Origin of the sequence: Arcicella rosea (assembly GCF_040543805.1) — a bacterium.
GTDB classification, from domain to species: domain Bacteria; phylum Bacteroidota; class Bacteroidia; order Cytophagales; family Spirosomataceae; genus Arcicella; species Arcicella rosea.
The window spans coordinates 50266-73284 of the sequence record NZ_JBEUMS010000018.1; the positions used below are offsets into that span (position 1 = coordinate 50266).

Consider the following 23019-nt stretch of genomic DNA (forward strand, 5'->3'; position numbering starts at 1 on the left):
TTTACCAACCAAGTAATTATTAAAAATATTTATTATATCTGCAATAAATTACTTAGGTTTTTAATGAAGCCGATATAAGATAGATTTTATAAGATTTTATTTGTTGTATTTATTCGACTAACGTAAATATTGTTATGATGTATAACCTTTTTTTGTAGATGAATGAAAATGTAAAAAGTACTTAGTATAAGCAGGATAAAAATACTTAAGTAAGATGTTCTATTTGATTGTGAATACTCAATTTGTACTTTTACAACAATTGAAAAATTAGGTATTTATAGAATCACATTGAGTAGATTTAGAATATAAACAAAAAAACCACCCTGAATTTAGGGTGGTTTTGGATAAGTTGTAATGATTAACTAATACTAATAGCCAGAATTCTGTATTAATGACTTGTTTGTATCTATTTCTCTTTGTGGAACTGGGAGTACCAATGAATTGGCATTATAGTCAACAGTACCTACTTTTAGTTTATTTCTTTTGATATCAAGATAATTACTTCCTTCAAATGCTAATTCAAGCCTTCTTTCTTTGATAATATCAGACAGAGTCAAGCTAGATAGAATATTTGCTTCAGCTCTTGCTCTAATTAAATTAATATCAGATAAAGCAGTTGCACCTATTGCAGTACCTAAGCGAAAGTTACATTCTGCTCTGGTTAAATACATTTCTGATAAACGAATAATCGGTAAGTCTGCATATCTATCTGCAAACTTCAAAGTAAATACATTTCTATTAAGAACATTGAAGAATTGACCTCTAGTGTCTTCAGAAGAATATAGCGCTAGATGTTTTGATTGAACACGAATGTCTCCACGTCCTTGGTTAGAAGATGAAGCATAGAATGTATTTAAATCATTAACACCATCTTGATCCGTAACAATAATTCTGAAAATTAATTCTTCAGCATTAGCATCATCGTTGAAGGCATCTTCAAAAGTAGGAGCTAGGCTATGTTTTCCTGAAGTAATTACTCTGTTAGCAGCATCACGAGCTAAAGCGTAGTTTCCTTGAGCTAAATATACTCTTGACAATATTGCTGCTGCTGCATTTTTTGTAGCAAATCCAGTATTTGTTAATGAAGCAGGTAGTAGCTGTTCAGCTTTAGTCAAGTCTTCTAATACTTGTGTATAAATCTGAGCTACAGTAGCACGAGTACGGTTATCTTCGGCAGTAATACCACGAGTAGGCGTTAATACTAAAGGAACTGCTAAGTTGGTATTATTATCACCATCTCCCCAAAATTTACCATATAAATTTACCAGTTCAAAGTACAACATTCCTCTAATAAATCTTGCTTGTCCTTCCACAGAAGCACGTTCAGCTTGATCAACTTTATCGATTGCAGACATAACATTGTTCACTCTGTTGATAGTATTATAACTATCCATCCATAAGTTTGTCACATCGGCATTAGTCGTGCTGATTGTTTTTCTCCAAATTTCATCTAAAGTAGTGAAAGTGCCACCGAAGACAACGTCTCTGTCATCTACTAATAATTCTTTAATATACTGGTTACCACCACCAAGTACATTTCCATCACTCAAGCCATCATAAGCACCCACTAAGGTTACTTGCACATCTTTTGATGTATTAAGGGCTGCTAATTCATCGATACTAACTTTGGGGTCAATATCAAGCTCTTTGTCACAAGCTGTAAAAGTGTTTAAAGCTATGCTTGCAATCAATATATTTTTTATTATCTTATTCATATTATTTTCTTCAATTAAGATTAAAAACCAAGATTAATACCAAACGTAATAGTACGAGCCTGAGGTGCTGTGTAAAAGTCATAACCTTGAGCAATATTTGAAACTACGTCATCTGCATTTACTTCAGGATCCCAACCAGTGTATTTAGTTAATGTTGCTAAGTTCTGAGCTGAAACGTACACTCGCATATTATTGATTTTAGCTTTACTTAACACACTTTTTGGAAGATTATAAGCGAATGTAACAGTTCTCAAACGCAAGAAAGAACCATCTTGAATAAATCTGCTAGAAGGTTGGGCACCATTATTATAGAATAAGCGTGCTTCAGGAATATTGGTATTTCTATTATCAACTGTCCAAGCATTTAATTGATCTACAGTTTGATTATCTTCAAAACGACCATTTGCTGAAGAATATCTACCTACACCATAGAAGTTGATTTCATTACCTAATTGACCATTAATAAAAATACTTAAATCAAAGCCTTTGTAACTAAATGTATTTGTCATACCACCTGTCCAATCTGGTAATGCTTTTCCTACTACTACTCTTTGCGCTTGTGTGTAAACATTTGTAGTAGAACGATCAATAGAACCGTCTGCATTTTTAGTGTTTTTATACCATAACGCATTTCCGTTGGCAGGGTCAACACCAGCGTATTCAGCAGTAAAGAATGTACCAATAGGTTCACCTTCTACAGCACGGCTCATGTTGTTTAACCCACCTTCAATAATTTGTCCTTGAATGTTAGTCACCTTATTGGCATTTTTGGCAATGTTAATGCTTGTTTTCCATTTGAATTGTCCAACTAGATTATCTGAATTAATTACAAATTCTATCCCTTTGTTTTGTAACTTACCGATGTTTCTAGTTTGAGTCGCAAAGCCTGATGAACCCGGTACGTTAACATTCAATAATAGATTTGAAGTGTTTTTTTGATAAATATCAACTTCACCAGATAAACGATTATTGAAAAAACCGAAATCAACACCTAAGTCAAATTGGTCTGTAGTTTCCCAACTTAAATCTGGATTAGCTAATTGAATAGGTCTTTGTCCGGGAATAGTTCCATATCCTGCATCACCTGCATATAAACCTCTCTGTGGGAAGTTGATAGTATTTGTAGAAGCACCACTACCATCTGCACCGATTTCAGCGTTACCTGTTCTACCAAAACTTGTACGTACTTTTAAGAAACTAATGCTTTTATTGTTTTTTAAGAATTCTTCTTCAGATACTACCCAACCTAATGAAGCAGCAGGGAAGAAGCCATATCGTTGATTCGTACCAAATCTTGAAGAACCATCAATACGTGCACTTACACCTAACAAATAACGATCGTTAAATTTATAGTTTGCTCTTGCAAAATATGATAAGAAACTGAAAGCTGTTTCGGATGAATTACCATCTGTTTTACGTGCTGCCGCAAAGATTGTTTGATATGAATCTGAAGGGAAGTCCTGTCCTTCGATGAAATGACGTTTTGTTTCAGATTTTTGGAAAGAGAATCCAAGCGTTGCATCAAAGATATGCTTATCAAATGCTTTGGTATAACCAAGGAAATTGTTTGTATTGAAGTTTTCGACACGTACAGTTCTTGAACGACCTAAGCCACCTGGAACACCAGTATTTCTAGCTGTTAATGAATTATAAAATTGTTCTTCTAATTGGCTCAAGACATCAACTCCATATTCTGAACGTAAGAATAAATCTTTGGTGATTTTTAACTGTCCATAAACACTGCTAATGGTACGGTTTACGGTTGTATTATAAAAGGCATTACCGATGTTAACAAGTGGGTTGTAATAATATGGAATACTTGCATCACCAGGAAGCGATCCCGTTGGTAAGCCAGTAGCAGGGTCTGTTGAAGGAGTCATTGGCGGTAATGCCACCATTTGCATTGGGTTATCAAACTGACGGTCACCAGACAAACGTTTGTTCAGCGTTCTTGACATCGACATATTAATACCTACTTTGAATCTATCTGTCAAGGCATGTTCTAAGTTCATTCGACCAGTTGCTCTTGTTAAGGCGTTTCCAACTAGAATACCTTTTTGGTCTAAATATTGACCAGACATAAAGATAGAAGTCTTTTCAGAACCACTAGTGATATTCATATCATATTGGTTCATAGGAGCATCTTGATAAGCTAAATCACCCCAAGTAGTTGAAGTTTGTTGAGGAGTACCAAAAGTACCAAGACTTTGTGTTACATAGAAATTTTCCATGTAAGAAGTATATGAATCAGGGTCAGCTTGATCTAAGCCATCAATTCTATCAGAATTTGCTGCTGCTTGTCTATAGAATTTAACATACTGTTCTGTATTAAGGAATTGCAATTTTTTGGTTGGTGTACTTGAACCAACTTGGTATCCGAAGTTAACTCTAGTCTGTCCAACTTTACCCTTTTTTGTAGTTATTATGATAACACCATTAGCTCCACGAGCACCGTATATTGCAGAAGCAGCAGCATCTTTCAATATATCCATTGACTCAATATCTTGAGGGTTAATATCTGCTAATGGGTTTGTTGATCCAAATTGGAAAGAAAGGTTATTCGTTGTTAATGGAATACCGTCAATCACAAATAATGGCTGTGTGTTTGCAGAAATAGAAGATTGTCCACGAACGTTGATACGAATACCTTGTCCTAGCTTACCACTACCAGCGTTTACAAGTACACCTGCTGCTTTTCCTTGAAGAGCTTGGTCGAATGTTGGGACTGGCATATCTGCAATATCAGAAGATTTTATTTTAGCTACATTACCAGTCATGTCACGTTTGATTTGTGTACCATAACCAACAACTAGTACTTCTTCCAATGATTTAACATTTTCTTTCAATGAAACATTGATAATAGATTTACTACCAACTTCAACTTCTTGTGAAGTAAAACCAACAAAACTAAAAATTACTGTTTTTTGATTGCTCGAAACGCTCAATGAATAGCTACCACTAGCATCCGTTTGAGTGCCTTTAGAAATCCCTTTTATTTGAACTGTTACACCAGGTAAAGCAGAGCCATCGCTTGCTGAAGTTACCTTTCCTGAAATGCGACGATCCTGAGCAATCATGCTCAAAGAACATCCCAAAAACAGAAGTAGATTGATAAATAATAAACGTTTGTTCATGAAATATTGGGGTTAATTGATTAAAAAAATAGTTTGTGAATTGTACTTTTCTATGTATTTAGTTTTGGGTTTCTTGATTTGTTACAGATTGACGTTTTGAATGAAAAATCTGATTTTGTAAAATTCCTAAAAAAAGGATTGCAAAATGTGTTTTGTAAGTACACTTTTTGTGAAAAAATGAAAATTAAGGATGCTAATTTGCTTCATTTTTTGATAAAAATGAAATTTTATGTTTTTTGTGTTGTAATTAAGTAGCAGCGAGGAGAGTTATGCTAAGTTAAAAACACTTTTGGATATTGTCAATATAAAATCTAATAAAAAAATATTTTTTGCATTTTTTTTAGATTAAATTATCTTAAAGTATATTTTCTGGTAAAGATAATGACTTGGCATATTCATAACCAACTTTGAAAATATCATTGGCTTTACGAACGTCCTGTGGGTCAAAATTTTTAAGAAGTGGCGGTTCTATCAATAAATCGCACAGGGCTAAGCGACTTTTTGAGTTATTATTAATCGCTAAAAAAAGAGATTTTTGAACCATCGAAGCCATTGATTTTGGTAATTGGTTCATTCCATAAGGGTTACAATGGCTACCAATAATGAAATCATATTTCCCCTTTAACGGTTCTATGGGCATATTGTTTAAAATTCCTCCATCCAATAAAGTCTGATTGTTCATGATGATAGGTTCAAAAAGTCCCGGAATACAACATGAAGCCATTACTGGTTTGAGTAATTCGCCACTAGAAAAATAAATACTTTCACCCGCATACAGGTTGGTAGCGTTAATGGTAAGGGGAATTTTTAAATGCTCAAATGAATTATGAGGAATGTATTTTAGATAAGCTTCTTCTGCTTTTTTCATATTAAGCAATCCCACTCTGCTCCAAGCAGGTCTTAAAGCTCGCAGTGTATTGGTTGAAACTACTATTTCAAAGATTTTATCGGGCGAGTACCCCGCTGAAAACATTGCTCCAGCAATAGCACCAGCGCTACAACCCGAAATCGCCGAAATTGCTACGTTTTTTTCTTGTAAAGCTTTTAATACACCAAGGTGAGCAATACCTCTGGCGCCGCCACCCGAAAGAACTAGACCGATTTTCATAGTTTTAGATTGTTTTTGCTTGATACTCTTTGTAATCCGTTCGTGTAAAATACTTCTCAAAGTAAGCAACTTCTTATAAATTGCAAAGCTTATTGAAACAAAATCATATTAAGAATGAAATTACATAGCATTGATGCGGGGAATTTTAAATTAGATGGTGGAGCAATGTTTGGAGTAGTTCCTAAATCTTTTTGGCAGAAAACTAATCCTGCGGATGAAAATAACCTTTGTTCATGGGCAATGAGGTGTTTATTAATTGAGGATGGAAATCAACTGATTTTGATTGATACTGGGATGGGCGATAAACAAGATGACAAATGGCAAAGTTATTATTACCGACACGGGGAAGTCGATTTGGTGAAATCTATTCGAGCAAAAGGATATGCTGAAAATGAGGTGACGGATGTTATTTTGAGTCATTTGCATTTTGACCATTGCGGTGGTGCCGTGAAATGGAATGCTGATAGAACCCATTTTGAAATGACTTTCCCCAATGCTCGCTATTGGACTCATTCAGCGCATTTTGAGTCTGCGATTCATCCTAACCAAAGAGAAAAATCTACTTTCTTCAAAGAGAATATCTTGCCGATTCAAGAAGCAGGACAATTGTTTTTTACGGATAAAGTAATAGAAAAACCATTTAGTAATATTGAAATATTGACGGCTGACGGACATACAGAAAAAATGTTAATGCCACTGATTACTTATCAAGGGAAAAAAATACTTTTTATCGCTGATACTGTTCCTTCACAATCACATATTCCTATTCCTTATGTAATGGGCTATGATGTTCGACCGCTACAAACGATGGAGGAAAAAAGTGTTTTGTTGAACCAAGCTGTTGAAAATGACTGGATTTTGTTTTTCGATCATGACCCAACAGTTGAATGTGCCAGTATTAAAATGACAGAAAAAGGCTTTAAAGTAAAGGACAATGGAAGATTGGATGCTTTTCTTTGATTTCTATTTCCCAAAGTGAAATAATTTTGTTGCATCAATTTTCGTTATTAACTTTAAGAAATATAAAAATAAGTTTATTTATATAATTTCTAATTCAAACAAAATATCTTCTGAATTAAGGGCGAATCGTTCGGGAGTATTTTAAAATTTTAAGATTGATTCGTTCCTAAAACAGATGAAATTAAAGAATATCTTACTTTGCTCAAGCGTAGTTTTGACTCCATTTTTTGTAAATGCACAAACTAAACCAACTGCTAAAAAAGTAGCTGTAAAACCTAAAACAACTGCCGTTAAACCAGCTAACACATCAACACAATCAATTGCTTTGGCTTCTTTAAAAGATTCAGCTAGTTATGGACTAGGAATTTTAGTGGCACAGAATTTTAAGATGCAAAACATTGAAATCAATGCAGAACTTTTGCAAAAGGGTTTCAATGAAGTGATGAAAGGAGCTACCACGCCAATTACAGATATGCAGGCGAATCAGTTACTTCAAAAGTATATGCAAAAAGAACAGTCTAAACAATTTGAACCAAACAGATTAGCAGGCGAGAAGTTCTTGGCAGAAAATAAAAAGAAAGAAGGCGTTGTTACTTTGGCGAGCGGTTTACAGTATCAGATTTTGAAAAAAGGTGATGGACCAATCCCAACAGCGAATGATAAAGTAAAAACTCATTATCACGGAACATTGATTGATGGAACCGTGTTTGATAGTTCAGTAGATAGAGGTGAACCAATTTCATTTCCAGTTACAGGTGTAATTCAAGGCTGGGTAGAAGCGCTTCAATTAATGCCAGTAGGTTCTAAATGGAAATTGTTTGTTCCTTATGAATTAGCGTATGGTACTCTTGGAAGTGGCCCAACAATCAAACCATATTCTACTTTAGTTTTTGAAGTAGAATTGTTGGGTATTGAAAAATAGACTAATGAAAAATAAGATGATGAAATACTTTCTTGCTCTTGTGCCAATTTCGCTGCTTGCGTTTTTTGGCTTACAGTCCTTCTCGCACAATAATAGTGCTCTTTCTGGAGCAGATTATAAATTTGCGGCCGATGATTTACAACCGACTGCTACTCAAAAGAAAGTCGAAAACTTAGTGACAGAAATCCTAAGTAATTATCATTATCGCCGTGTGCCTTTGAATGACTCTCTTTCTTCTAAAATCTTCGATAATTATATCAAAGAATTGGATTTCAATAAAATGAATTTCACTGCTGCTGATATTACAGAATTTGAGAAGTTCCGTTTTCAATTGGATGACCAATTAAGAAATGGAGAATTGACTGCCGCTTACCAAATCTATAATGTATTCAGAAACAGAGCGAAAGAGCGTTTTGCTTTTGTAGCTTCTGTGTTATCTAAACCAGTAGATTTTAAGGTTGATGAAACCTACACTCCAGACCGTGAAAAAGCTGCATGGGCAAAATCCAAAGAAGAATTAGATAACATTTGGAGAAAAGCCGTAAAAAGCACTTTACTTGATTGGAAAATTAGCGGAAAAGCAGATACTTCTGCCATCAAAGATTTAAGAGAGCGTTATAAGCGTACCGAAAAGTACTTTGATAAAACGAAGAGTGAGGACGTATTTCAGCAATTTATGAATTCCTTCACCGAGAGTGTTGACCCACATACGACTTATTTTATTCCTAAAACGGCTTCAAGTTTCAATCAAGAAATGGCACAATCTTTTGAAGGAATTGGTGCTACGCTCAGAAACGAAGGCGATTATGTAATGATTGTAGATTGTATCGTAGGTGGACCAGCTTTCAGAAGTAAATTACTGAATCCGAAAGATAGAATTGTTGCTGTAGCTCAGGGCGACGATAAACCTTATCAAGATATTGTAGGTTGGTTTACTGATGATGCTGTGAAGCTTATCAAAGGACCTAAAAATACTGTGGTTCGTTTGAAAATTCTTTCAAGTGATGCTCCGATTGGTTCAGTACCAAAAGAAGTACGTTTAGTTCGTGAGAAAATTAAACTTGAAGACGGAACGGCTAAAAAAGAAGTATTGAATTTTAATCGTGATGGAAGAGAATTTAAATTAGGATTGATTACGATTCCACTTTTTTATCGTGATGCAGAAGGCGCTAGAAATGGCGAACAAGGCTATAAGAGTACCACTGCTGATGTTAAAAAATACTTGAATGAATTGAAAGCTGAAAAAGTGGACGGAGTAATTGTTGACCTTAGAAATAACGGTGGAGGTTTCTTGAACGAAGCGGTTAGTCTAACAGGTTTATTTATTTCGCAAGGTCCAGTTGTTCAACGTCGCCAGTCAGATGGAGAAATTAGTGTTGAAAATGACAGAGACCCTTCTGTAACTTATGATGGTCCTGTTACGGTATTAGTTAACCGTTTTTCTGCTTCTGCTTCTGAGATTTTTGCAGGTGCTATCCAAGATTACAAACGTGGTTTAGTAATTGGAGAACAGACTTACGGAAAAGGCACAGTTCAAAGTTTAGTTGATTTAGACCGTTTCTTGAAAGGTGAACCAGAAGGAGTAGGGCAACTGAAAATTACGATGGAAAAATTCTATCGTGTTACAGGTAGTAGTACTCAACACAAAGGAGTAACGCCTGATATTGAATTTCCTTCGTCTTTCAGTGCTTCTGAATTTGGAGAAAGCTCTCAGCCAAGTGCTTTGCCTTGGGATATGATTGCTTCTACCAAATATTCCCCAACGACTGATGTAAATGAACAAGCGGTTGTTAAATTGAAAGCTTTGTATCAAGATAGATTAAAAACAGATGCTGATTTGAAAAAATTAGTAGCTGATATTAATTATATCAAAAAGGCTAAAGAAAAGAAAACAATTTCTTTACAGGAAGATAAACGACGTAAAGAAATAGAAGATCAAAAGAAGAAAAATTTAGCTGATTTAGGAGATGAGTTGACAAGTGCTACAGAAAAAGAACCTGAAAAAGCACCAACAGATTCGACGAGTATAGCTCAAGCTAAATTGAAAATTTTGAAAGACAGAAGAAGTAAAGATACTTATTTAAAAGAAAGCGAGAGAATTTTAACAGATTTCATTATGTTGAATCCAACGACTTCTCAAGTAAAGCTTACTAATGTTGATAAGAAGAAGTAAATATTTGTTTTTTGAAAGTAGCTTAAAAAATCCACTCAGAATATGAGTGGATTTTTTGTTTTATTTGATGAGGAAATACTAAAGGTCTCAAATTTGCTTTGGACGTTTCAAAAGTAATGTGTTTGACGAACAACTTCTATACACTTTTCCTAAGCTCAAAAAGAATAAAAGTACCATTGGTTGTTGCACCTTTTCCTTTTTCTTCAAAACCTTTTCTTTGGTAGAATTCTACTGCTTTGATATTATTAGACAAACATTTCAATTTGATAGGTAAACCAAATTTATCAACGACAGCTTTTATTAATACTGTTCCAATTCCTTGATTTTGGTGTTTTTCGTCAATAAATAAATGATGAATAAAGTTATCTTCTTCCCAAACAGTAATAAATCCAACGATTTTGTTATCTTCTTTAGCTACAAGTACAAACTCTCCTGCTGTTTCTTTGTCAAAATCAGCAATGGAAAATAAATAAGTATTTAGCCAAGTAAAAGTATTTATTCTTTCTTGAAAAAATAATGTTCTTAAGGCTGGCAAATCCGTTGGTTTACTTTCTGAGATTAGTATCATTTCTAAATATTTAGCCTCTTTCAAAATTTAAAAAAAGAGGTTTGTAAAGAATTTATATTTGTTTTTGTATGTAAACTTAAAAGTTTAAGTTATATAGTTTAGTAATATTTAGCAGTTCATACAAGGGTTATATTAAATTATAATGTTGTTACTAACAATTAACAAAAAAATCAATGATAGGCGAAAATTTTAAGAATGTATTAAAAGAAAGTGAACAGATTAGAGCTATTGTAAATCAATATTGTGATTATTTGATGAAAAATAAAAAATGGAAATTTGAAAATGACATTAGATTTATTTTTATTAATCAACTCAATAACATATTAATATCTCATAATCTTAATATTAGTTATATAATTGAGAATATATCTAATATTGATTGGGTCAAACAAAAGTTACAGACAGATAATTATGGTGCGTTTGAAATACATGAGAGCTACATTACCTATAATAGAAATGCACTTATTTTTTCATTAACGGGAGTTGTAGAAAGGTTTTTCCGTAGAATTTTGATGGAATTAAATACTTCTTCTATCATAACCGAAGAGTTTTATAATATTAGAAAAAATGTTTTTGAGTTGTTAGAAATAGATAAGGAAGGAGATGAATGGAAGGCACTAAATGTTTTATCTAATATTAGAAATACAATTCATAATAATGGAATACATCTAACAAATCGAAAAGATATGAAAGAGATTCAGTTTAAATATCATCATCTATATATCATTTTTAAAAATGAAAAACAACACTTTAATGCGAAGTATGAAATTCTTAATTTTGTTCTAATAGACTTAATAAACTTGGCTCGCATAATTAATGAGCATCCCAAAATTTCTAATATCAACTGTATTGAAGAAGATGTAACTCTTATTTAAACAACAGTATAATTTTACTAATTATATGATTTATAAATGTAAATAAGAGTCCTCTCGAATTTTCCATCCAAAGAAATAAGTTTTAGGTGTTTTATAAGTTTTAGGATTTGTTCTCGTCCTTACTTTTTGTCTTGATACAAAAAGTAACAAAAAAATCAAGAATTCCTAAACTCGCTTCGCTCAAACAGTAGGAATTCATTGTTCATCAATCATAAAAAAGTGGTCTAAAATCTAATTTAGACCACTTTTTTATGATTTTAAAATTCGAGATTACTCGTGTTTAAAATTTATTTTACTCCACCACAATCTCATCTACAAACAACCAAGGTTTATCACCTGCACCTGTTGAATTGGCTGGAATTGTACCGAATGAATGGGCAATGATTTTGATAAACCTTAATGATTGTTGATTGAACGTTACTGGTAATGTAACAACACCTTCTTGTTGAGGAACGCTTACTTTTTGAGAAGTTATCTTTGTGAAATTCACGCCATCTTTTGAACCTAAAATTTCTACTTCAGAAGGTATCCAAATCCAACTAGATGGTTTGTGGAAGAAACGGAATGTTGCTTTTTGAATAGAAACTTCTTTGCCAAAATCTAAAGTGCCTCCAAAGTCTAAACCATTCCAACCCAACCATTCTTCGTCACCAAATCTACTTTCTCCGCCAAACATACCATTTGTTAAAGCTTTTGCTCCGCCACGATTATAGCGTTGGTCGGCAGGAGTATCTAAATTAATTATTTTTCCTGTGGCTTTGTTATAAGTGATTTTTCTTGTGATTTCATCGACTAATTTTCCTTTCATTACGGTAGAAGCCTTTACCGTACTACTTTCACGAATAGCAATTGGGCTTTTGTATTGAGCAGATGCTAAGGTCGGACTTGTTCCATCTAAAGTATAATAAATAGGAGCGTTGCCATTATCACAATTGAAAGCTAATTGAATGGCATTGTCTGCCGTGGTTGACATGCTCGTTTTGATTTCATAAAAATGTTTGGCATAATTTACTTGTCGATAATCCATGCGATTCAAATAACTGCTCAAACGGTTTAAGAAATGGTCATAATTTCTTGATTCTTTCGTTGACCAATCTACTTCTGCTAAAGCGACCGCTCTAGGAAAAGTCATGTATTCCACATGTGAACCCACAGGTACTTGTTCTGTCCACAGGTTTGCTTGTCCACCTAAAATATACTTTTCTTCTTCCTTTGTTAAGCCTTCTGGAATGGGTTCGAAACTATAAATTTTAGGTAAATTAATAAAACCACTAAAAGCCAAAGGTTCGTTCGGGTCTTCGGATTGATAATAATCTAAGTAGCAATGCGAAGTAGGAGAAATGATAGCTTGATGTTTTAATTTGGCAGCCGTTCCGCCACTTTCAATACTTCTCCAAGCCATTACGGTTGCGTTGGGCGCTAAACCTCCATCCAGAATTTCATCCCAACCGATAATTTGTCTGCCTTTTTGATTGACGTGTTCTTCGATACTTTTGATAAAATCACTTTGTAGCTCATCAATACTTTTCAAGCCTTTTTCTTTGATTCTCTTCTGACAGTTCGGGCATTTATGCCAAGCAGTTTTTGAGGCTTCATCACCGCCAATATGAATGTATTTACTTGGAAAAATCTCCATTACTTCATCCAAAATATCATTGACAAAAGCAATTGATTCATCTTTCGGACAAAATTCTCCTTGTAATAATAATTGTTTGCCAGTGCTATCTAAACAAGCAAATTGCGGATAAGCCACCAAAGCAGCATTTGAATGTGCTGGAACATCAATTTCTGGGATAATCGTAATGAATCTTTCAGCAGCATATTTTACGATGTCTCGCATTTCATCTTGCGAATAAAAACCTTCGTTGGTTGACCATTGAGGTGATTTTGCTGTATGTAATAAAGGATATTTTTTACTTTCAAAACGAAAAGCTTGTCCGTCGGTAAGATGCCAATGAAAACGGTTGAGTTTTAATGCTGCCAATTCATCCAAGTACTTTTTAATAAAATCTACCTGCATAAAATGACGAGAAACATCCAACATGATACCTCTGTAAGGAAATCTTGGAGCATCTTCAATCGTCAGAGCTGGAAGTTTACAGTCTATTTTTGAAGAGAAAGTACTCTTTTCAATTTCAGGAGGCAATAATTGTAAAATACTTTGTACGGCATAAAATACTCCAGAAGAATTGGTTGCTTTGATACTAACTTTTGAAGGAGAAATCTTTAAGAGATAAGCTTCTGGATTTGTAAGATTTTTATCCAATTCAATCACAATGCAATTTGCTTTGCTGATTTTTGTTTGAAAACTAAGATTAATACCTGCTGATTTTTGTAATTTCTCGGTGAGTGGTTTTAAAGCATTTTTTGTTTCAGCATTGTTCGTAAGGTTGATAATTTTTGTTTCTTTGTTGATTCGGAAGAAACCTTGCGATAGGCTAAGATGCTTTGGCAATGGAATAATATTGACTTGTGCTTGCGCAAATACTTTGCTAAGCGAGCAAAGACAAAGAAGTAAAAGAATGATACGATTCATTTTAAATTGGATTGAAGTATTGTTGAATGAAATACTTGTGGATAATGACTAAATTGAGAAGTAGAAATTTATAAAAAAATACTTATTAAAACTTGTCAACATTAAAATGAATGGCTTCTGAGGATAATCTTTAATTAATTAAGATAGAATCGTATTTTTGTAAACATATTTTAATTAATTCCTTTTGAAAACAGATACTTTACATATTTTACCGAAAGTGAAATTCATTTCTCCATATTTTGATGCTAAGAAAATCACTCAGTATCAACTTAGTATAGCGTTGTCGGAGACGTATTTTCATTATTGGGTAAAAGATTCGCTTGATAATTCACTGCTTGCTTTAGAAAGTTATCAATTGCCCGTTGAACCGCATTGCCATTCGATAGTTGCCAATTTAGAAATCATTTTTGCAGAACATGATTATTTGAAATCTTTGAAATGGAAAAACGTTTATATTTCAATTGATAATCATTCGTTCACATTGTTGCCTTTGTCATTGTTTAGAAAAGAATACACGAATAAGTATTTACAATTGGCAAAAGGGAAAATAATTGAAACAGACGAAGAAGTAAGAGTAAAAACACATGCTGATTTAGGCATTATTAATATTTATAGTAGCGAACGACAATTATTCAATTGGTTTGAAGAAGTTTATCCGCTTTTGAATTTAGAATATCAACATTTTGCTAGTCAGTTGATTGATTTTGCAGTTCGTTCTAGTAAAGCACAAACGGCTTTTCTACATTTTGGAAAAGATAGTTTTACGATGGTGATTTCGATTAATGGTACTTTGAAGTTTTGTAATCGTTTTCATTATAAAACTTCAGAAGATTTAGTTTACTATGTACTTTTTGTAATGAGTGAACTAGAAATTGAGCCAGACGAAATATTTATTAGATTGTATGGAAATGTTAATGCAGAATCGGTTGATTATTTATTGTTGAATCAGTACTTACCTAAAGTGAAAATTGGAGATATAATTCATGAAAATCTATTAGAAAATCAAATAGAGGAACATCGTTATATTGGAATTTTAAATGTTGAATTTTAAGCTTTACCATTCAGCATTCACAAATAAAAATTAATAAAACAAACAAGATCGTGCAGAAAAAAATCGCATTCTTCCCAGGTTCATTTGACCCTTTCACGAAAGGACATGAAGATATTGTTGTAAGAGCATTGTCGTTGTTTGATGAAATTATCATCGGAATTGGGCATAATAGCAGCAAAGCTCGCTATTTTCCAATCGAAAAAATGATTACTTGGATTGAGGAAACTTTTGAAGGAAAACCCGTAAAAGTTGTTGCCTACAATAACTTAACGGCAAATATTGCCAAAGAAATGGGTGCTAATTTTTTAGTAAGAGGACTCAGAAACACAACAGACTTTGAATATGAAAACTCTATTGCACAAGTAAATCGCTTTTTGGTGGATGGTTTAGAAACCGTTTTTCTAATTACTTCTCCACACTTAGCACCCATTAGTTCAACTATTATTCGTGATTTGTATCGTTACGGAACCAATATTGATACCTTTTTACCTTATAATATTAATAAGTAGAAGGATTAGAATCTGCCAAATTCTGATTTAATAGACTTTTATCCGACATCAAAAGCGAATTGTTGTTATCATAATTGCTAACAACATCTGATAAAATATTCTTGAGTTGCTCTACTTTTTCAAAACCAATTACTTCAGCAAATTTAGACTCAATATTAGCGGTACATTCTTTCCAATGTAACATTGTACTAATGCCTTTATCACTTAGTTTAACAATAAGTGTACGGGCATCATTTGGATGTTTTTCAATACTCACAAAACCTTCGTCTTGTAATTCTTTCACTAATTTACTCATAGCTTGTTTGGTAACACCTGCCAACGAAGCCAGATTATTGATGTTAGAACCGTCTAAATCAATATGAATTAAAGCAACCATGTGCCCAACTCTGAAATTAGTATAACCTTTTGCACGTAAAAATTCACTCGCAATTTCTCTTACTAAGCGATGGGACTTCGCAATCAAACGACCGATATGGCGATCTTTATCTTGTTTAAAAAGATAGAGTTCCGATAATTTATCCTCATTCATGGCTTTTTATGCAACACGATTTCAACGTGTTGTTGATTTTTATAAGTCTTTAATATTGTTTGTATGGATTTAGGAGAATTGAATCTACTAAATTTTATACAAAGATAACATAAAAAAAATAATTGTCAATGTACTTGACTAATTTAGTAAACTTAGTTTACCTTTGTGTCGTCAAAAGATTTTATTGCCTGATTCTCACGGGCTTTTTACTCAAGAAAATCATTTTATTCAACGACTTAATCAATCATTATTACCTTAAAAATTATTAAAAGGATGGAAAATCAAAATCCAATTAAAACTTATCTTCCTCGAATAATACTATTTTGTGTTTTAGCAGTAGGTTTATATTTAGGTTATAGTAAATACCAATATGCACAAGCGCATGAGGATACAGACAATGCACAAGTAGAAACTTATTTTGTGCCAGTATTACCAAGAATGGCAGGTTATGTAAAGGCTGTCAATGTAAAAGATTATGATGTAGTGAAAAAAGACGAATTAATCTTAGAGATTGATTCAGACGAAGCAAAACTAGCTTTAGACGAAATGGAAGCTGATTTATTGCAAGCACAAACAGATGTTGAAAATGCGAAAGCGAACATTTCAAATTTGTCGATGACGGTTAAATCAAACGAAGCGAATCTGAAAGCTAATTACTTACGCAAAGAAAAAGCGAGAAAAGATGCAGATCGTGATGCAGCTTTAGTTTCGGAAAATGCCATTACTCGTAAACAAGGCGATGATAGTAAGTCAGCTTATGAAGTATTGTCTGCACAGTACGAAGCGGGTTTGGCGGATATTTCTGCGGTGAAATCAAGAATGCCGATTCTTCAAGCGGCACTACACAAAGCTGAAGCTACTTTGGCAGTGAAAAAAGTGAAAATTGAACAACAAAAATTGAAACTTACTTATTCAAAAGTATATGCTCCAACTTCTGGAAGAATCGGAAAGAAAAGCGTAGAAGCAGGTCAATTTATTCAAGCTGGACAACCTTTGATGACCATCGTTCAAGATACTACTTTCTGGGTAGTAGCAAATTTCAAAGAAACACAAGTAAGTCGTTTGAAAATTGGTGGCGAAGCAGAATTAAAATTAGATGCTTATCCAAACAGAATTTTAAAGGGAAAAATCATTTCGATTGCAGAATCTACAGGTGCAAAAACATCTTTATTACCTCCTGATAATGCTTCTGGAAACTTTGTAAAAGTAACGCAACGTGTACCAGTGAAAATTGAAATCCATGATTTAGAAAAAAACAAGGATATTCTAAGAGCAGGTCTTTCATTGGAAGTAAGTGTTGATGTAAAATAATGAGTGAATTAGTGATTTTAATTTATCTAAACTAATTCAATCAAAGCTGAAATAATCACTAAATCACTCATTCACTAACTCACAACTAACTGACTCACAAATAAAAAAAGAGACATGGCTGCTAAAACAGGATTTGCAAAATATATAATCGTTATCACGACGGTTACAGCAGCAATCATGGAATTGCTCGATACCACCATCGTGAACGTGGCACTCAATCAAATGGCGGGTTCTTTGGGCTCAACGATTGAAGATGTTGCTTGGGTGATTACTTCTTACGCCATTGCCAACGTAATCATCATTCCTATGACGGGATTTTTAGGAGAGTATTTCGGTAGAAAAACCTATTACCTTACTTCAATGGTACTTTTTGGAGTAGCTTCCTATTTTTGTGGTGCTTCTGATGGTTTATGGGAATTAGTTTTCTGGCGTTTTATTCAAGGAATTGGTGGCGGAGCATTACTTTCTACGTCGCAAGCAATTTTATTTGATGCCTTCGACCCAAAAGATAGAGGAATAGCTTCTGGACTTTTTGGAATGGGGATTGTACTTGGGCCAACATTAGGACCAGCCTTGGGCGGTTATATTCTTGAAACTTATAACTGGTCACAAATTTTTTATGTAAATATTCCGATTTGTGCGCTTGCTACGGTTTTAACACTGATTTATATTGATAGAAAAGAAGGTGAAGGCGAGCGTAAACAAGAAATTAAAATTGATTATATCGGAATTTTACTGCTCATTATAGGTATTGGTGCATTACAATTTGTATTAGAAAAAGGAGAATCGGAAGACTGGTTTGAATCAAGAATGATTGTTACCGTTAGTTTGATGGCAGCTGTTGGTATCATCGGTTTTGTTTGGCATGAACTCCACACCGAACATCCAGTAGTGAATTTAGGCATTTTTAAATATAGAATTTTTGCTTTTTCTACGATGTTCAATTTGGTTTCAGGTTTAGGTTTGTTTACTTCTGCTTTTGTGTATCCAGTTTTGGTACAAAGAGTAAACGGTTTTACGCCACTTGAAGCTGGGATTTCATTAGTCGCACCAACGATGGCAGCCGTAATTCTTTTTCCGATAATTGGTAAAAGAATGGGAGCAGGCGCTTCGCCAATTCCTTTTATGATTGCAGGAATTTGCTTTTTTGTCTTCTTCGGTTTTTACAGTGGAACAGCTACGCCAGACATGGGCAAATGGGATTTTTTTCCGATGCAAATTTGTAGAACCATAGGTATTTCATTATTACAATTACCACTCATCAATCAAGCTGTAGCAGGTTTAAAGCCGAAGGAATATCCAGCAGGCATTGCACTTTCGAACATGATTCGTCAACTAGGTGGTGCTTTTGGAATTGCTTTGGCTAATAACTTTGCTACGAATCGTGCGGCGCAACACCGTTCAGATTTAATGGCAAATATGAGTACCGATAACCCACTTTTCAATGAAAGAGTAGCCAATGCCACCAAAAACATGATAGCATCAACAGGCGATACTTTCAATGCTGCTGCAATGGCATATAAACAATTAGAAGCTGCGGTAGCTCGTCAGGCGTATTACTTGGCTTATTTAGATACTTTTAGATTGATTTCTATCTTCTTTATTTGCTTACTTCCTTTTGTGTTTTTACTAAGAACCAAGAAGTTGTCGCCAGAAGAAGCCGCTGCTATGGCAAAAGCTGCTGCGGAAAGTCATTAATATTTTGGAGTTGAGGTTTCGGGTTGTGGAATCATCTTCTCAATTTTTAATTCATGAACTTGATTAATTTTTCAAACAATGAAAATCAACAATAATTATATCGCTTCGTTTTTACTTTTTGCCGAAATATTGGTAGGACAAGAAGTATCAGCGCAAGAAAAAACCGATGAGACACTCAAACAATTGGTGCGTTCAGCCATTGAGTATGCTCCGAAAATCAAGGAACAGCAACAAATGGTTTCTATTGGTGATTATCGTACCAAAGTACAAGAATCAGCTTTGAAACCACAGATTCAGTCTGAAATTGGAGTAACCCGAATTGACCCAGTTGCCAAAGCTACTTTTGCTACGACCAGTTTGCAGTTTCAACCTAATATGAATTACAATGCAAATATTGGTGCAAACTATGTATTGTACGATTGGGGAAAACAAGCTATCAATATCGAGAAATCTAAATTAGAAACTGAACTTTCTAAAACGGGTGTTGAAGGTTTAAAGAACATTTATGCTTACCAAGTAGCAAATTTGTATTACGGAATTATTTATACGCAAAAAGCAATTGAAGTACAAAAAGAGCAATTGAAATTGGTAGAGGATAACGGTAAAATTATCGGAGACCGATTAAAACAAGGCGATGCTTTGGATTATGACCAAGTGACGATTCAGGTAAGATATAAAAATGCTGAAACTCGTTTATCGGATTTACAAAGTCAATTAGAACGCCAGTATATTTATCTTTCTTCGCTCATCGGAAAAGATGCTCATGGAGTAATTCCAAACAATGCAGATTTCAATTTGGGACTAGCGTCACTTAGCACTGAAGAAGCTTTGAATCAAGCTCAAAACAGTAATTTTGATTTAAAAACCTTGAAAGACAGAGATTTAATTGCTGAGCGTGAAGTAAAAATTGCCAAAATGGGTTCCGCACCTTATATCGCTGCGAATGCTTCTTTGGGCTTGAGAAATGGATATTTACCAAGAATTAACGGAGAAATTCCTCCAATTTCTGATGATTTTAAATTCGGAAGTACTGTAGGTGTGAAATTGACAATTCCTGTTTATTCAGGAAATAAAACGGCTCATCAAACTGAAATTGCGAGATTGAATCGTGAAATGTTAAAATACACTGCAGAAGTAACCAATCAGAATTTGAAGCGTGATTTAGAAGCTGCTCAGAACGATTATAACACCGCAAAAAACAAATTAGATTTATCTGAACGTAACGTTTTTCAAGCACAATATGCTTTGAAATTAGCCAACGCTCGTTTTAAAAATGGCGTAATTACCAATGTGGAAATTGAAGCTTCGCAAACGGCTTTAAGAGAAGCACAACTTACTCAGTTACAATATCAGTATCAAATGTCGATTGCTCAATTAGAACTTAATCGTTTGACGGGAATCAAATTTTGGTAAATAACTTGAGACTGACTATCTTGTTTAGTCAGTCTCAAATTCAATGAAGAAAAAACTACTCTTTTACCTCTTTCTCTCCGCATACTTTCAGGCAAAAGCCTCTGAAACGGATTCTACAAAGCATTCTCAACTCAAAATCGTCAAATTTCTTACGGGTCATAAATACCTTACTTCTCCTTTTGTTTTCTATATGCCAGAAACCAGTTGGGTGATTGGTGGAGGAGTAAAACGTTTTTTTAATGGTGGAGGCGAAGGCGATTCGCTTACTCGTGTGTCAAATACTGCGGTTTTCTTACAATACTCCTTGAACAATCAAATCATGTTCGAGCATAATTATCAAATATTCACGAATAAAGAAAAATATTATATCGTTGGTTATTATGGTTTTAGCCGTTTTCCAGTACTTTTTTACGGAGTAGGAGCGGAGGCGAAACCCGAAAATGAAGAAGCCATTACTTATGATTTAATCCGTTTTGATAATTTGACTTACCGAAAAATTGCCAAGCATACTTTTGCAGGTTTGGGTTGGCGGTACTTCAATATGTATAATGTTCGTGGAAAAGTTAATGGTATTTTGGAAAATGGGAACAATGTACTTGGACGAATCGGTTCAGTCGTTTCTGGTTTGAATGCTTCTCTACAGTTTGATAATCGTGATAATGTTTTGACGACTTCAAAGGGCTCTTTTTTGCAATTAGAATATTCAGCCCATGAACGTTGGATGGGAAGTACGCAATCTTTTCATCGTTGGCAATTAGATGCTAGAAAGTTTTTGATGCCTTTTTCGCATCGAAAAGATGTGTTGGCTTTTCAAGGTTACGCTTATTTGACAAACGGAAATGTACCTTTTCACGAACTTGGTTTGTTGGGTGGTGATATGATTATGCGGGGCTATTATGTAGGTTCAAAAAGAGATAAAAGTTTGCTGGCTTTTCAAACAGAATATCGTTGGCAAGTATTAAACCGTTGGGGAGTAGTTGGTTTTGGTGGTTTAGGTTGGGTAAATGAGCAAGTAAAAGACATGAGCATGAGTAATATTTTACCAAGTTATGGTGCAGGACTTCGTTTCAAAATCAATCGAAAAGAGAATGTAAATGTTCGGGTTGATTATGGTTTTGGAAACGGACAACAGAATTTATATTTCTTTATTGCGGAAGCATTTTAAGTAAAGTTGTGAATGATATTTTAGTTCTACAAGATTAAAAATCTCATAGAACTAAAATGAAATAACATCAATAATTTACTTTATTTAAGCCAAAGCTTCACTTGGACCAAAGAATTCATAATGCAATTGCGAAGCTGGAATTTCGGCACTTTCTAACATTTTTTTTACACTTTTCATAAAACCAACTGGGCCGCAGAAGTAATATTCAGCATCTAAAGTTGATAATTTTTCTTTCAAAATATCAATCGTTAGCAAACCTGAAAATTCTTGAATTCCATCAGCAATATCTGTACTTAAAGGTTCGTCGTACAAACTGATGATTTGTAAAGAAGGTTTTTGTTTTGCCAGTTTCTGACTTTTTGCTTTAAAAGCATGCACCGACGAATTTTTAGCACATTGTACAAAAAGTACTTCATTGTCAGCAAAATGGAAAAGCTCCATATACATACTCATTAATGGCGTAATGCCTACTCCACCCGCAATCAATACGATTGGCTTTTCCGTTTTTGTCAATATAAATTCACCCGCAGGAATACCCAATTTTACAGTATCGCCAACGTTTAAATGGTCATGAAGGAAGTTTGAAACTACTCCATCAGGACTTCCAGTTTCTCTTTTTACTGAAATTCTCAAAGTATTTTGCGTAGGGCAACCCGACAAACTATAATTTCTAGTATGTAAATGTTCTAAATCTGGAATTTGTACACTTACGGCTACGTACTGTCCGCCTTTGAAACTCGGTATTGCTGAACCATCAACAGGTTTGAAATAAAACGAAGTAATAATGCTACTTTCAGCTTCTTTTTTGGTGATTACAAATTCTTTTTGTCCTCTAAAACCACCTTTTTTAGCTTCAGCATTCTGGTACAATTGTTCTTCTTTCGTGATAAAAAGTGAGGCCAAATCTCCATAAGCTTCTGCCCAAGCGTCCATAATTTCTGGTGTTGCGGCATCTTGCAATACTTCTTTAATGGCTGCCAATAAGTTTGTTCCAACAAGCTGATACATCGCTGGCGTGATGCTTAAACTACTGTGTTTTTGAGTGATTTGCTCTACAGCAGCACTTAAAACAGCTAAATTGTCAATGTTTGCAGCATAGGCATAAACGGCATTGGCTAAGGCTTTCGACTGTGTGCCATGTGTTTGATGCGTCATATTGAAGACATTTTTTAATTCTGGATGATTTTGAAATAAAAGCTGATAAAACACCTTAGTGATGTTTTCTCCATGAATAGCTAATACTGGTGCTGTTGATTTTACGATTTCAATTGTTTTTTGACTTGCCATGATGGTTTGAGTTAATTTTAAATTACATTAGATAAGGAATAAAAGACCTTTATGTCTTTTATTTG

17 protein-coding genes are annotated in these 23019 nt (G+C 34.1%); 10 read left to right on the plus strand and 7 right to left on the minus strand.

Going from position 1 to position 23019, the window contains the following annotated elements; genetic code table 11:
* Nucleotides 1-368 precede the first annotated feature (368 nt).
* The 3 genes from ABID42_RS20340 to ABID42_RS20350 all read right to left on the minus strand — a co-directional run bounded on the left by ABID42_RS20340 (nt 369) and on the right by ABID42_RS20350 (nt 5957).
* Nucleotides 369-1715 carry a RagB/SusD family nutrient uptake outer membrane protein gene (locus tag ABID42_RS20340; protein WP_367285224.1) on the minus strand — a complete coding sequence of 449 codons (1347 nt, stop codon included), beginning with the start codon at nt 1713-1715 and terminating at the stop codon, nt 369-371.
* 20 nt (nt 1716-1735) lie between these two features.
* Complete coding sequence (locus ABID42_RS20345; protein ID WP_367285225.1) at nt 1736-4849, minus strand: SusC/RagA family TonB-linked outer membrane protein; 3114 nt, start codon at nt 4847-4849, stop codon at nt 1736-1738.
* A 355-nt stretch (nt 4850-5204) separates the two neighbouring features.
* Entirely contained in the window at nt 5205-5957 is a 753-nt protein-coding gene (locus ABID42_RS20350; protein WP_367285226.1) for a patatin-like phospholipase family protein, read from the minus strand.
* A gap of 114 nt (nt 5958-6071) precedes the next feature.
* Between ABID42_RS20350 and ABID42_RS20355 the strand changes: the two genes are divergently transcribed.
* The 3 genes from ABID42_RS20355 to ABID42_RS20365 all read left to right on the plus strand — a co-directional run bounded on the left by ABID42_RS20355 (nt 6072) and on the right by ABID42_RS20365 (nt 10012).
* A complete protein-coding gene (locus tag ABID42_RS20355; RefSeq protein ID WP_367285227.1) occupies nt 6072-6917 on the plus strand; it encodes an MBL fold metallo-hydrolase in 846 nt (281 codons plus the stop codon).
* Nucleotides 6918-7092: 175 nt separating this feature from the next.
* A complete protein-coding gene (bamJ, locus tag ABID42_RS20360; RefSeq protein WP_367285228.1) occupies nt 7093-7839 on the plus strand; it encodes a BamJ family beta-barrel-assembly machinery protein in 747 nt (248 codons plus the stop codon).
* 4 nt (nt 7840-7843) lie between these two features.
* Entirely contained in the window at nt 7844-10012 is a 2169-nt protein-coding gene (locus ABID42_RS20365; RefSeq protein WP_367285229.1) for a carboxy terminal-processing peptidase, read from the plus strand.
* A 136-nt stretch (nt 10013-10148) separates the two neighbouring features.
* On the opposite strand, the gene ABID42_RS20370 is transcribed toward ABID42_RS20365, so the two are convergent.
* Nucleotides 10149-10580 carry a GNAT family N-acetyltransferase gene (locus ABID42_RS20370; RefSeq protein WP_367285230.1) on the minus strand — a complete coding sequence of 144 codons (432 nt, stop codon included), beginning with the start codon at nt 10578-10580 and terminating at the stop codon, nt 10149-10151.
* A gap of 173 nt (nt 10581-10753) precedes the next feature.
* On the opposite strand from ABID42_RS20370, the gene ABID42_RS20375 reads away from it, so the two are divergent.
* Nucleotides 10754-11455 (plus strand): hypothetical protein, encoded by a 702-nt coding sequence (locus ABID42_RS20375; RefSeq protein WP_367285231.1) that lies wholly within the window; start codon nt 10754-10756, stop codon nt 11453-11455.
* 292 nt (nt 11456-11747) lie between these two features.
* On the opposite strand, the gene ABID42_RS20380 is transcribed toward ABID42_RS20375, so the two are convergent.
* A complete protein-coding gene (locus tag ABID42_RS20380) occupies nt 11748-13991 on the minus strand; it encodes a beta-N-acetylhexosaminidase (RefSeq protein ID WP_367285232.1) in 2244 nt (747 codons plus the stop codon).
* 184 nt (nt 13992-14175) lie between these two features.
* Here ABID42_RS20380 and ABID42_RS20385 point away from each other — a divergent pair, with 184 nt between their 5' ends.
* On the plus strand, nt 14176-15042 hold the full coding sequence (locus ABID42_RS20385) for a DUF3822 family protein (protein ID WP_367285233.1): 867 nt from the start codon (nt 14176-14178) through the stop codon (nt 15040-15042).
* A 50-nt stretch (nt 15043-15092) separates the two neighbouring features.
* Complete coding sequence (gene coaD / locus ABID42_RS20390) at nt 15093-15551, plus strand: pantetheine-phosphate adenylyltransferase (protein ID WP_323697544.1); 459 nt, start codon at nt 15093-15095, stop codon at nt 15549-15551.
* Here coaD and ABID42_RS20395 read toward each other — a convergent pair.
* Entirely contained in the window at nt 15541-16080 is a 540-nt protein-coding gene (locus ABID42_RS20395) for a MarR family winged helix-turn-helix transcriptional regulator (protein WP_367285234.1), read from the minus strand. The genes coaD and ABID42_RS20395 overlap by 11 nt on opposite strands.
* 273 nt (nt 16081-16353) lie before the next feature.
* Here ABID42_RS20395 and ABID42_RS20400 point away from each other — a divergent pair, with 273 nt between their 5' ends.
* From ABID42_RS20400 to ABID42_RS20415, 4 genes are all read left to right on the plus strand, one after another.
* Nucleotides 16354-17391: an HlyD family secretion protein gene (locus ABID42_RS20400; protein ID WP_323688948.1), complete on the plus strand. Its 1038-nt coding sequence runs from the start codon at nt 16354-16356 to the stop codon at nt 17389-17391.
* Between the two features lie 114 nt (nt 17392-17505).
* On the plus strand, nt 17506-19089 hold the full coding sequence (locus ABID42_RS20405; protein ID WP_367285235.1) for a DHA2 family efflux MFS transporter permease subunit: 1584 nt from the start codon (nt 17506-17508) through the stop codon (nt 19087-19089).
* A gap of 78 nt (nt 19090-19167) precedes the next feature.
* On the plus strand, nt 19168-20502 hold the full coding sequence (locus tag ABID42_RS20410) for a TolC family protein (RefSeq protein WP_367285236.1): 1335 nt from the start codon (nt 19168-19170) through the stop codon (nt 20500-20502).
* Nucleotides 20503-20545: 43 nt separating this feature from the next.
* Complete coding sequence (locus ABID42_RS20415; protein WP_367285237.1) at nt 20546-21667, plus strand: BamA/TamA family outer membrane protein; 1122 nt, start codon at nt 20546-20548, stop codon at nt 21665-21667.
* A gap of 84 nt (nt 21668-21751) precedes the next feature.
* On the opposite strand, the gene hmpA is transcribed toward ABID42_RS20415, so the two are convergent.
* The gene (gene hmpA / locus ABID42_RS20420; protein ID WP_367285238.1) at nt 21752-22954 is read right to left on the minus strand and encodes an NO-inducible flavohemoprotein; all 1203 of its coding nucleotides are present in this window, start codon (nt 22952-22954) and stop codon (nt 21752-21754) included.
* Nucleotides 22955-23019: the final 65 nt, after the last annotated feature.